The organism is Halomonas sp. LMYGS-3 (assembly GCF_059509875.1).
This window is the reverse complement of record NZ_JCAKFQ010000017.1, coordinates 76,809-87,669: the sequence shown is the minus strand read 5'-3', so window position 1 is coordinate 87,669 and position 10,861 is coordinate 76,809. Positions and strand designations below refer to the sequence as shown.

The 10,861-nt window shown below is 68.0% G+C and carries 11 protein-coding genes; 6 read left to right on the top strand and 5 right to left on the bottom strand.

What is annotated here, in order from left to right; translation table 11 throughout:
* The first annotated feature begins 280 nt into the window (after window positions 1–280).
* Together AC5W54_RS15545 and rlmM are read left to right on the top strand one after the other, a co-directional pair.
* On the top strand, window positions 281–718 hold the full coding sequence (locus AC5W54_RS15545) for a DUF2721 domain-containing protein (protein ID WP_495962996.1): 438 nt from the start codon (window positions 281–283) through the stop codon (window positions 716–718).
* On the top strand, window positions 715–1,782 hold the full coding sequence (gene rlmM / locus AC5W54_RS15540) for a 23S rRNA (cytidine(2498)-2'-O)-methyltransferase RlmM (RefSeq protein ID WP_495962995.1): 1,068 nt from the start codon (window positions 715–717) through the stop codon (window positions 1,780–1,782). Before AC5W54_RS15545 ends, rlmM begins: the two co-directional genes overlap by 4 nt.
* Before the next feature lie 189 nt (window positions 1,783–1,971).
* Here the strand turns inward: rlmM and AC5W54_RS15535 are convergent, their stop codons facing one another.
* On the bottom strand, window positions 1,972–2,259 hold the full coding sequence (locus AC5W54_RS15535; RefSeq protein ID WP_495962994.1) for an antibiotic biosynthesis monooxygenase family protein: 288 nt from the start codon (window positions 2,257–2,259) through the stop codon (window positions 1,972–1,974).
* A gap of 43 nt (window positions 2,260–2,302) precedes the next feature.
* On the opposite strand from AC5W54_RS15535, the gene tusA reads away from it, so the two are divergent.
* A complete protein-coding gene (gene tusA / locus AC5W54_RS15530; protein ID WP_495962993.1) occupies window positions 2,303–2,569 on the top strand; it encodes a sulfurtransferase TusA in 267 nt (88 codons plus the stop codon).
* A 15-nt stretch (window positions 2,570–2,584) separates the two neighbouring features.
* Here tusA and AC5W54_RS15525 read toward each other — a convergent pair whose 3' ends face one another.
* From AC5W54_RS15525 to AC5W54_RS15515, 3 genes are all read right to left on the bottom strand, one after another.
* The gene (locus AC5W54_RS15525) at window positions 2,585–3,301 is read right to left on the bottom strand and encodes a hypothetical protein (RefSeq protein WP_495962992.1); all 717 of its coding nucleotides are present in this window, start codon (window positions 3,299–3,301) and stop codon (window positions 2,585–2,587) included.
* A gap of 117 nt (window positions 3,302–3,418) precedes the next feature.
* Window positions 3,419–4,477 (bottom strand): DUF3080 family protein, encoded by a 1,059-nt coding sequence (locus AC5W54_RS15520; protein WP_495962991.1) that lies wholly within the window; start codon window positions 4,475–4,477, stop codon window positions 3,419–3,421.
* Complete coding sequence (locus tag AC5W54_RS15515; RefSeq protein WP_495962990.1) at window positions 4,449–5,897, bottom strand: MATE family efflux transporter; 1,449 nt, start codon at window positions 5,895–5,897, stop codon at window positions 4,449–4,451. The genes AC5W54_RS15520 and AC5W54_RS15515 overlap by 29 nt, the downstream gene beginning before the upstream one ends.
* 157 nt (window positions 5,898–6,054) lie before the next feature.
* Between AC5W54_RS15515 and AC5W54_RS15510 the strand changes: the two genes are divergently transcribed.
* A complete protein-coding gene (locus AC5W54_RS15510) occupies window positions 6,055–6,633 on the top strand; it encodes an elongation factor P hydroxylase (RefSeq protein ID WP_495962989.1) in 579 nt (192 codons plus the stop codon).
* On the opposite strand, the gene AC5W54_RS15505 is transcribed toward AC5W54_RS15510, so the two are convergent.
* Window positions 6,588–7,451 carry a LysR family transcriptional regulator gene (locus AC5W54_RS15505; protein WP_495962988.1) on the bottom strand — a complete coding sequence of 288 codons (864 nt, stop codon included), beginning with the start codon at window positions 7,449–7,451 and terminating at the stop codon, window positions 6,588–6,590. The two genes, AC5W54_RS15510 and AC5W54_RS15505, sit on opposite strands and share 46 nt — an antisense overlap.
* Before the next feature lie 113 nt (window positions 7,452–7,564).
* Between AC5W54_RS15505 and AC5W54_RS15500 the strand changes: the two genes are divergently transcribed.
* Window positions 7,565–9,823 carry a thiamine pyrophosphate-dependent enzyme gene (locus AC5W54_RS15500; RefSeq protein WP_495962987.1) on the top strand — a complete coding sequence of 753 codons (2,259 nt, stop codon included), beginning with the start codon at window positions 7,565–7,567 and terminating at the stop codon, window positions 9,821–9,823.
* Complete coding sequence (locus AC5W54_RS15495; protein WP_495962986.1) at window positions 9,820–10,860, top strand: ACP S-malonyltransferase; 1,041 nt, start codon at window positions 9,820–9,822, stop codon at window positions 10,858–10,860. Before AC5W54_RS15500 ends, AC5W54_RS15495 begins: the two co-directional genes overlap by 4 nt.
* Window position 10,861 lies beyond the last annotated feature (1 nt).

The window sequence follows — 10,861 nt, the reverse complement described above, 5'->3', positions numbered from 1 at the left end:
ATGGTAGTGTGGGGTCTCCCCATGCGAGAGTAGGTCATCGTCAGGCACCTTTTCAGAAACCCCGGCCATTGGTCGGGGTTTCGTCGTTCAGGGGTCTCCCACGGAGAGTAGCGGAGCGCCGCCCGAGTCATCGTCAGGCACCTTTTCAGAAACCCCGGCCATTGGTCGGGGTTTCGTCGTTTGGGGGGCTCCCACGGAGAGTAGCGGAGCGCCGCCCGAGTCGCCGTAGGTGGGGCTGGCTGATATCATTGCGCCCTGTTTCCGTTGCTGGAGTCCGTCCGTGACCCTGACCACGCCGGCATTGCTGTTCCCGGCCATTTCGCTGTTGTTGTTGGCCTATACCAACCGTTTCCTGGTGCTGGCACAACTGATCCGCAAGCTGGCAGATGAAGAGCGCAGCCAGCATCAGGATGTCACCGCCAGGCAGATCCTGATGCTGCGCAAGCGTATTTCGCTGACCAAGCGCATGCAGGTCGCCGGGGTGATGAGTTTCCTGCTCTGTACCCTGTCGATGTTCGCGCTGTTCCTGATGCTCGAGCTGACGGGCATGATCCTGTTCGGCCTGAGCCTGGTGACGCTCTCCGTGTCGCTGGTCTATTCGCTATGGGAAGTCACGATCTCGACCAATGCCCTCAACGTCCAGTTGCAGGATATCGAGGATCTCTGGAAATCGGGTCCAGAAAAGAGGACTCGGCGCGAGCAGGAAGAACACTCATGACCGTACCCGGTGAGTTGCTGCTCTATTGTCGTCCCGGGTTCGAGCCGGATCTCGCCGCCGAGGTCGAGGACAAGGCGGCGGCGGTGGGCTGGCACGGCGAGAGTCGCTTCACGGTGAACTCGGGCTTCGTCCGCTTCGTCGTGATGGAGGAGGAGCCCGCAAACGCTCTCCACCGCTCGCTGCCGCTGGCCTCCCTGGTGTTCGCGCGCCAGAGCCTGGTGGCACTGCCACCGCTCTCGCTCTCGCGAGACGACCGCTTGACGCCTATCGTCGAGCAGGTCGTGGCCAGTGGCTGGAGCTTCGAGTCGCTGTGGCAGGAGACCCCCGATACCAACGACGGCAAGGCATTGGCCGGACTGATCAAGGCGCTGAGCCGACCGCTGGAGTCGGTGCTGCAGAAACGCAAGGCGTTGCGGCGCAAGGCCGGTGGGCGTCGTCTGCACCTGCTGTGGAGCGCCGGCGACCAAGTGCAACTGGGCATGAGTTTTCCCGGCAATCGCAGCGAGGCGCCGGGCGGCATTCGCCGACTGCGCTTTCCCCATGGTGCCCCGAGCCGCTCGACCCTGAAGCTTGAAGAGGCTTGGCACGAGTTCGTGCCGCGTGAACAGTGGGACACGCGCCTGGCCGAAGGCATGCAGGCTGCGGACCTGGGCGCCGCTCCCGGTGGCTGGACCTGGCAGCTGGTGAAACGGGGTATGCACGTTTATGCCATCGACAACGGGCCCATGGACAAGGCCCTGATGACTACGGGGCTGGTGGAACACCTGCGCGAGGATGGCTTCGTCTGGGAGCCACCGTACCGCCTCGACTGGTTGGTGTGCGATATCGTTGACAAGCCGGCCCGGGTGGAGGCAATGATGGAGCGCTGGCTGGTGCGGCGCTGGTGTCGCGAGGCGGTGTTCAACCTCAAGCTGCCGATGCGGCGGCGTTGGCCCGAGGTCGCATCCTGCCTCGAGCGGCTCGCGCAGGCGCTGGCGGAGGCGAGGGTGGCGGCAGAGATCGGTTGCCGCCACCTCTATCATGATCGTGAGGAGGTGACGGTGCACGTGCGGATCGGCGACTGACCCGCACTAGAGCCTGTCGGACTTAACGCTGATCTACTGCGAGATCCGGTCTTTCGGCCAATTTCATTCGATCTGATTCGTTAAATAGCGGGCTATTCGCCTCATCAGATCGAAAAACTTGTCTCGAAATCCGAATCTCTCGTGACGATCGGTCAAATCAGACAGGCTCCAGGCTGTGTGCTGACCCGTCTACATGGTAGGTTCGTAGATCCGGATGCGCTCGTCCTCGGTCAGCAGGGGCAGGAGGCGCTGCATCACCCGGGTGCGCTCCTCGCTGGTGTACCATTCCTTCCAGGCACGCAGGTCGCGCCACTTGGTGATCATCAGGCGTCGATCGCTGTGCCCGAGCTCGACGAGGCTCTCGCCGCCGACGAAGCCGCGCGCGCCGAGGGAGTAGCGCATGGCTTCACGTGCGGCTTCCTCGTATTCCTCCTCGAGTCCGGGCATGATGCGGCGTTCGATAATGATCTTGATCATCTAGTCGCTCCCTACTGAATTGCTTCCCACGACGAGGTCATCGATGGTTGATTCCGCTGATTCCCGACCCGGGTTCCCCACACCCGACTATCAGGCAGAGCTCGATACCACCGGGCTCTATTGCCCCGAGCCGATCATGCTGATGCACAACAAGGTGCGCGACATGCACGCCGGCGAGGTGCTCAAGGTGGTCGCCAGCGATCCGGCGACTACCCGAGATGTGCCCAAGTTCTGCAGTTTCCTGGGGCATGAGCTCGTTCACCAGCAGGAGCTCGAGGGCTGTTATCTCTATTTTATCCGGTTGGGCTGAGCGACGGCCACCGACTCAGTCCGGCGGCGGGCGGGTCTCGTCGTCGGGCATCACCATCAGCGCCAGGGCCTCCAGGGTGGCGGGATCCTCACGGCGAATGCGGTTGGCGATCTGGCGCTGGAAGAAGTAGACCACTCGGTGACGGCTGTGGCCGGGGTAGAGGCAGGCATCGCCGGGAAGGATCGGTGTCGATTCCACCAGTCGCTCGTCGGCCAGCAACGCCTCCACCGAACCATCGTTGTAGAGTCGCCAGCCGAACACCTGCTTGAGCTGCCAGGGGGCATCGCCCTCGTCCATGCACAGGGCATGGGTGCCCTGGGTCTCGGGGAGCTGCTGGATGAGGGTGGTCTCGCTGGTGTCCTCGTAGTCGAAATAGGCGGCGGCGTGCTCGAGTTCGAGCACCTTGTGCTCGGGTGCCGACTCCAGGAGTTCTTCGGTCTCCGGATCGCGATACCCGACGAAGCTGCCGTGTTCGGGATCATCCAGTCGGTGGCAGGGGGTCAGCGCCTCCATCCAGGGGACCAGGCCGACCACCTCGCCATCCTCGCGCAAGCCCCAGGCGAGCAATGGCATGCCGTAGAGGGTGTCGGGGCTGGAGGCGAGCCGGTAGACCATCTCCAGGCTGTCCAACTCGGGAGCCAGGCGAATCAGGCGGCGCCTGGCGCGCTGACGCTGGCGCATGATGTCCAGGTCGATGACCCGGGCGGGGCGGGGTGACAGCGGGATACCCATGATGTCCCTCCACGTGCTGCGTGTTCACGGCATCGGCCTCGCGGCCGGTCGGTAGCGCACTGCGTCACTCGTTGCACAACCAATAGCACAGTCACCCACGGAGGTTAAGCCCCTGCGTCAACGACAGCGGTCGACAAGGCGCTCCTGCAGCGCCTCGTGTCGTCTGCGGGCGGCACCGAATGCCGGCAGGGGCGCCTCCGGGGCTTCGAGCGAGAGCCAGCGTCGGCGATAGTCGGCGACCGCCTCGGGGCCTTCGATCTGGGCCGCGAAGAGTTCGTCGATGGCGCCGAGCCAGCCCTCGGCGGTCTCCTCGAGCCGTGTTAGCCAGGCCTCCAGTCGTTCGTGCTCGGGTGCCTGGTGAAGCTCGTCGGGGAAACCTTCCAGGCGTGCGCAGCTGTGTTCCAGGGCCTGCTCGAGCAGGCTCGAGGCCTCCTCCAGGCGCTGCTCGGCCAGCAGCAGGGTGCGCAGCAGCTCGGCGGAAAAAGGTCGGGTCTGCAGCGCCTTGAGGTGGTCCTCCAGGGTCGCCGAATTGGGCCGCCAGTCGGGGTCGAACTGGTGGAGGGTAGTGTCGCGCAGGTAGGCCAGGGCGGCGAGCTGGTCATCGCGGGGCCGGGTTTCCGCCGGCGAGAGCGGTGAACTGGCCCGGGAGAAGCTGCCGGCCCATTCGCTCGAGTCGAACAGGGCGTTCCAGCTGACCCGGGGCAACTGCTCGGTCTTGGTCTCGGTGAGTCGTGCCAGGCGCTCCCGGTCGGTCTCGGCGAGGGATTCGGGTATCTCGCTGCGCCAGCAGGCGTCGAGTCGCCGCCACAGCTCCAGCTCGTAGAGCCAGCGCTGGCTGGCCGCGGCGACGCGCCCCAGCTGATTGTTGCGCTTGGCGATGAGGTTGGTGATATGGCACTCGCGCAGGGCATAGACGTTGAGCATGCCGTCGCGGGTCTCGGGGACCTCGATCAGGCGCTCACGCCTGTCGGGGAAGCTGCCGATGTTGTCGGGCGTGCCGGGGGGCGGAGCCTCGAGCCCGAGGCTGGTGGCGAGGCGCTGCTGGTAATCGGTCAGCAAGGCATCGCTCTCGCCGCCCTCGCTCCCACCGCAGCCGACCAGCAGGGCGGCCACCAGCGGCAGCCACCGCCGGTGGCGGGTATGCCGCTCAGTCCCGGGGGAGTTCCAGTCGCCCATGCATCACCGTCTTGCCGATTCGCCGCAGACGCTCGCCGAGCAGCAGAGCCGCCACGCTGAGCCCGGCGATCAGGCCGATCCAGTAGCCGTGCACGCCGAGCGGTTCGGTCCAGCCGAACAGGCCCCGAATGCCCAGCCAATGCCCCCCGCCCAGCCCCACCAGCCAGTAGGCCACCAGGGTGATCAGCATGATCACGCGGGTATCCTTGTAGCCACGCAGTGCCCCGGCCAGATTGACCTGCAGCGAATCCGACACCTGGAAGATCATGGCCAATATGACCAGTGAAAGCGCCAGGCGTTGCACCGCCTCGTCATGGGTGTAGAGCGCGATCACCGGCTCGGCGGTGAGCCACAGCAGCAGGCTGTTGAGCCCCGCGACCAGCAGCGCGATGACGATACCGTTCCAGGCCACCAGGCGCGCGAACGCTGGCCGGCCCTGGCCCAGGGTATTGCCCACCCGAACGGTCAGCGCCATGCTCAGCGACAGCGGCAGCATGAACAGGATCGAGGTGTAGTTGAGCGCCACCTGATGGGCCGCTACCGTCACCTCGCCGAGGCTGGCGATGAACAGCGCGATCAGGGTGAACAGCGTCACCTCGACGAAGATCGCCACGCCGATCGGCACGCCCACATAGAGCAGGTCGCCGATCATGCGCCAGCGCGGCGGCGTGGGCGTGTGCCAGAGGTCGATGTCGCCATAGGTGGCGCTCTTGTGCGTATAGGCGGTCATCGCCAGGCCCATCACCCACATGGAGAGCGCCGTGGCGATGCCGCAACCCAGGGCGCCGAGTGCCGGCAGCGCCTGTAGCCACGCCGGCAGCCAGGTGCCGAACAGCCCGCTGAGCCCGGCGCCACCATGGATCAGCACGAAGTTGCTGGGGATGTTCACGCCGAGCCCGATCAGGCTGATCCACAGCGCTGGCCGGGTATGGTTGACGCCGTCCGAGAAGGCGCGCAGCGCCTGGAACAGTGCCACCCCCGGCATGCCGAAGGCCACCGCGGCGAGGTAGGCGGTTGCGCCGCTGGCGACCTCCTCGGGCACCCCCATCAGGCGAAAGATCGGCATCACCGAGAACCACAGCAGTCCCGCGGCGGCGATGCCCAGCACCAGAGCCACCCACAGCGCCTGGTGGACGTTGGGGCGAATGCCGGCGAGGCGTCCGCCGCCGAGCAGCTGGGCGACGATGGGGGTGAGCCCCATCAGGGTGCCGGTCATGAACAGCATCAAGGGCAGCCACAGGCTGGAGCCCACGGAGACCGCAGCCAGGTCGGTGGCGCTCAGGCGGCCGGTCATCATCACGTCGACGACGCTCATGCCGGCCTGGGCGAGCTGGGCGCCGCAGATGGGCAGGGCGAGGCGGATCAGGGGTCGCGTTTCCTTGCGACTGGCGGCCAGAAGGTCGGCGGCGAACTGGGCCAAGGAACGTGCTCCATGCATGGGTCGAGAGACGGCCCCGATGCCGAGGGGGTGGGGCGAACCGAATAGTCTATCAGTCGTTGCCGGTTTTCGCTTCGTCCGGCGAGCCCCTATAATGGCCCGTTTTCCATGGCCCATTGCCACCCACCAGGGAGCTCGTGTGACCCATCGACTCGAGGATGTCATTGCGTTGTTCGACGGCCTCTTCCAGGGCCCCTTCGACACCCGGCTGGTGCGCGGCGGCGACGAACCCCTCTACCTGCCGGCCGATGACACTTGCCGCTGGCACCGGGTGATCTTCGCCCGCGGTTTCTACGCCAGCGCGCTCCACGAGGTCGGTCACTGGTGCATCGCCGGGGCCCGGCGGCGCGCACTGGAGGACTACGGCTACTGGTACCTGCCCGATGGCCGCGACGCCGCCGAACAGCGCGACTTCGAGGCCGTCGAGGTGGCGCCACAGGCCCTGGAGTTGCTCTTCGCGCATGCCTGCGGGCTGCGCTTCCATGTCAGCGTCGACAACCTGGGCGGGGAGGAGGCTGTCGACCGCGACGCCTTCCGCGCCCGGGTCGAGGCCCGTGCGGTGCGCTACGAGCGGGAGGGCCTGCCGTCGCGGGCGGCGGCCTTCCGGGCATCGCTCGAGGGCTTCTACCGCCGCAAGCTCGACCTGGCCGAGGCCATCGAGATGGGGCGCCGTTACCTGGCGGCCCCGGCGCGACCGCTCGCCTTCCAGGCCTGCTGACCCAGCGTCAGCAGCGACGCCAGCGCCGGTGTGGCGCCGCGGGCCGGGTAGGCCACGCCGATGGTCTGATGGACGTCCAGGCCGTCCAGGGGACGGCACTGGACATCGTGACGGGAAAGGATCTCCGACCAGGTCGGCACCAGCGAGGCGCCGATGCCGGCGGCCACCAGCCCCAGGGTGTACTCGATGGTGCGCAGCCGCGCCCTGACCTGGCAGCGCACGCCGGCCTCGTTGAGGGCATCGGCCAACTGGTCCATGGCGGCGCAGGGGTGGCGCCAGATGAAGGGCAGTCCCTCGAGGTCGTCGAGCGTTATCCGGCCCTTCAGCAGCAGGGGGTGTCCGCCGGGCAGGGCCAACTGGTAACTGTCGTGCCAGATCGGCTGGAACGCCTCCTGGGGGGCCAGCTCCTGCTCGCCGATGATGCGGGCGTCGCACGGCTCTTCCGGGTTGACCAGGGTCAGCGCCAGGTTGTCACCCTGGCCGATGTACTCCTTGAGCAGCGTCGTCATGCGGTTGGCACCCAGCGAACGCATTAAGCCGAGGCGCACCGGCATGACCGGTGAGGGCCGGCGGAACAGCCGGGTGATGGCCTGCAGGTCCTCGCTGACCTGCTGTGCCAGCGGATAGAGGCGTCGTCCCTCCTCGGTGGGGGTGATGCCGCGGCGGTGACGTTCGAACAGCGTCGTGCCGAGCCGCTCCTCCAGCTGGCTCAGCGCCGCCGAGATCGACGGCTGGGCCACGTGGCACCGTCGGGCGGCGGCGCTGATCGAGCCGCCCTCGAAGGCGGCGATGAAGTAGCGCAGGCTGCGCACATCCATAGGTGAATCCTGTAGCTGGTGCAGGATGTCGATATTATTCCTTTGTCAGGCCGGCGCGCTAGGCTATGGGCAGTACACCACGCCGACGGGAGTCTTCTATCGTGGCCGCCCCCATGCCTCATGACAGTCCACCCCATCACAGATCGTCTCGGGACCGCCTACCCCAGGAGGAGCGCTTCTACGCCGCCCTGCTCGACGGCAGCTGGCCCTACCCCGAGCGCTCCTGGCGCCTGGACGACGTCGGCCTGAGCGCCGCCGGCCTGGCCGAGCTGTTCGAATCCCAGCTCATGAGTCGTCACCTGGACCTGCATGCCCGGCGGCTGCAGGCCCGGGGCGAGGCTTTCTACACCATCGGCAGCGCCGGCCACGAGGGCAATGCCGCCATCGCTCGCGCCTTCCGCACCACCGACCCCGCCTTCCTGCACTATCGCGACGCCGCCTTCCTGATCCAGCGCAGTCGTGCCGTCGCGGGGCAGACGCCGCTGTGGGACCTGCTACTGAGTTTCGCCGCCTCGGCCGACGACCCCATCTCGGGCGGCCGGCACAAGGTGCTGGGCTCGAAGGCGCTCAATGTGCCGCCCCAGACCAGCACCATCGCCTCGCACCTGCCCAAGGCGGTGGGCGCCGCCTACGGCCTCGGCCTGTGGCGGCGCCTGGGCGGTGGCGGCGAATGGCCGGCCGACAGCGTGGTGCTGTGCAGCTTCGGTGACGCCTCCTTCAACCATTCCACCGCCCAGGGCGCGCTCAACGCCGCCGGCTGGGCGGCCTACCAGGGCACGCCCATGCCGCTGGTGATGATCTGCGCAGACAATGGCATCGGCATCTCGACCGCCACCCCCCCGGGCTGGATCGAGGCCAGCATGCGCGCTCGTCCCGGCTTCCACTACCTGAGCTGCGACGGCCTCGACCTGCTCGACACCTGGCGTGCCGCCCGCGAGGCGGAGCGCATCGCCCGGACCCGCAAGCAGCCGGTATTCCTGCACATGCGTTGCGTGCGGCTGTTTGGCCACGCCGGCTCGGATGCCCAACAGGCCTACCTGACGCCGCAGCGCATCAAGGCCGACGAGGCCCGCGACCCGCTGCTGATCAGTGCCGGCCTGCTGCAGCAGCACGGTGTGCTCGACACGGATGGCATCGCGGCGCTCTACCGGTCGGTGGGCGAGCGCGTGGCCCAGGTGGCCGAGCAGGCGATTCGCCGTCCCCGGCTGGAGACGGCTGATCAGGTCATGGCCAGCATCGTGCCGCCGGCGCGGCCCGGCCGACGCCGTCCCTGGCAGGGTGAAGTCGATGCCACGCCCGCGCCCATGGCCAAGCTGCTCAACCAGGCGCTGCAGCGCCTGATGGCCAGCCACCCGCACCTGGTGATGGCCGGTGAGGACATCGGCCGCAAGGGCGGCGTCTACGGCGTCACCCAGCGGCTGCAGGCCCAGTTCGGGCCCCACCGAGTGATCGACACCCTGCTCGACGAGCAGAGCATCCTGGGGCTCGGCATCGGGCTGGGCCACAACGGCCTGGTGCCGATCCTCGAGATCCAGTTCCTCGCCTACCTGCACAACGCCGAGGACCAGTTGCGGGGGGAAGCCGCCACCCTCAGCTTCTTCTCCAATGGCCAGTACACCAACCCCATGGTGGTGCGCATCGCCGGGCTTGGCTACCAGAAGGGCTTCGGCGGCCATTTCCACAACGACAACGCCATCGCCGTGCTGCGCGACATCCCGGGGTTGCTGGTGGCGTGCCCGTCGAACGCCGCCGACGCCGTGGGGCTGCTGCAGGAGGCAGTGCGCCTCGCCGACGAGGAGCAGCGCATCGTGGTCCTGCTCGAGCCCATCGCCCTCTACCACCATCGCGACCTGCTGGAGGAGGGCGACCAGCGGTGGTGCTTCGCCGACCCGGGGCCGGAACACCGCTTGCCGGTGAGCGAGCCCGGCCAGTGGGGGGAAGGGCGCGAACTGGCCATCGTCACCTACGGCAACGGGGTCTATCTCTCCCATCAGGCCGCCGCCCGGCTCGAGGCCGAGGGCATCGCCCCGCGCATCGTCGACCTGCGCTGGCTCACCGCCATCGACCACGATGCGGTGCATCGCCGGGTGGCCGACTGCGCGCAGATCCTGGTGGTGGACGAGTGCCGCCGTAGCGGCTCCGTCAGCGAGGAACTGATCGCCGGCCTGGTCGAGCGCGGCGTCGAGAGCCACCGCCTGCATCGCCTGACCGCCGAGGACAGCTTCATTCCGCTGGGCCGGGCCGCCACGGTGACCCTGCCGTCGAGCGAGGCGATCATCGACCGGGTGCGGCGCCTGGTGACGTCGGGCGACAAGGCAGAGACGGCCGCCGCCGCGGCCAGGGGAACGCTGGCAGGGAGCGATGAGGCATGAACGGGACACGGGAACGGCTGTTGATCGTCTGTCCGGGGCGCGGTACCTACCACCAGACGGAGTGGGGCACCCTGATCCGCCACGCCGCCGGCAGCGACTGGCTGGTGCGCTTCGACGCCCGGCGGCGCGAGGCGGGGCTGCTGACCCTGAGCGAGCTGGACGGCGAGATCCCCTTTCGCCAGAGCCTGCATGGGCGAGGCGAGCACGCCGCCCCGCTGATCCACGCCTGTGCCCTGGCCGACCTGCTGGCCATCGATCCCGGGCGCTACGAGATCGTGGCGGTCACCGGCAACTCCATGGGTTGGTACATCGCCCTGGGGGCGGGGGGCGCCCTGGAACACGACGACGCCTTCCACCTGATCGGCAGCATGGGGCAGATGATGCAGGACGCCCTGGTCGGCGGTCAGCTGCTCTACCCCTGGGTGGACGAGCAGTGGCGGCCACAGTGGGCGCTGCGCCGCGAGCTGCTGGCGCTGATCGAGCGGCTGCACGGCGAGCAGGACAGGGAACTCTACCTGTCGATCGACCTGGGCGGCATGCTGGTGTTCGGCGGCAACGAGGCGGGGTTGGCTGCGCTGGCCGAGGCGCTGCCGCCGCGGGAGCGTTTCCCCCTGCGGCTGTACCAGCACGCCGCCTTCCATACGCCGCTGCAGCAGGGTGTCAGGGACGCCGCCCGTGAACGGCTCTCCGCTGCCCCCTTCCGGGCACCGCGGGTGCCGCTGATCGACGGTCGCGGTCATGTCTGGACGCCCTGGAGCAGCGACCCCCGGGCGCTCTGGGACTATACCCTCGGCGACCAGCTGGTGACGCCCTACGACTTCACCGCGGCCTTGCGTGTCGGGGTGCGCGAGTTCGCCCCGGACCGTGTCGTGATCCCCGGTCCCGGAGCGACCCTGGGTGGGGCCACGGCCCAGGCGCTGATCCAGCTCGGCTGGCAGGGGCTGGACGGCAAGGCGGCCTTCCAGGCCCTCCAGGCCGAGAACCCGCGATTGATCTGCATGGGCATCGAGGAACAGCGCGACCTGATGATCGGCTAGG

What these genes read in the sequence shown, in the direction of transcription:
- rlmM (WP_495962995.1), top strand. Translation starts at nt 715, where the DNA reads ATGACCGTACCCGGTGAGTTGCTGCTCTATTGTCGTCCCGGGTTCGAG.
- AC5W54_RS15535 (WP_495962994.1), bottom strand. Translation starts at nt 2,259, where the DNA reads ATGATCAAGATCATTATCGAACGCCGCATCATGCCCGGACTCGAGGAG.
- tusA (WP_495962993.1), top strand. Translation starts at nt 2,303, where the DNA reads ATGGTTGATTCCGCTGATTCCCGACCCGGGTTCCCCACACCCGACTAT.
- AC5W54_RS15525 (WP_495962992.1), bottom strand. Translation starts at nt 3,301, where the DNA reads ATGGGTATCCCGCTGTCACCCCGCCCCGCCCGGGTCATCGACCTGGAC.
- AC5W54_RS15520 (WP_495962991.1), bottom strand. Translation starts at nt 4,477, where the DNA reads ATGGGCGACTGGAACTCCCCCGGGACTGAGCGGCATACCCGCCACCGG.
- AC5W54_RS15505 (WP_495962988.1), bottom strand. Translation starts at nt 7,451, where the DNA reads ATGGATGTGCGCAGCCTGCGCTACTTCATCGCCGCCTTCGAGGGCGGC.
- AC5W54_RS15500 (WP_495962987.1), top strand. Translation starts at nt 7,565, where the DNA reads ATGCCTCATGACAGTCCACCCCATCACAGATCGTCTCGGGACCGCCTA.
- AC5W54_RS15495 (WP_495962986.1), top strand. Translation starts at nt 9,820, where the DNA reads ATGAACGGGACACGGGAACGGCTGTTGATCGTCTGTCCGGGGCGCGGT.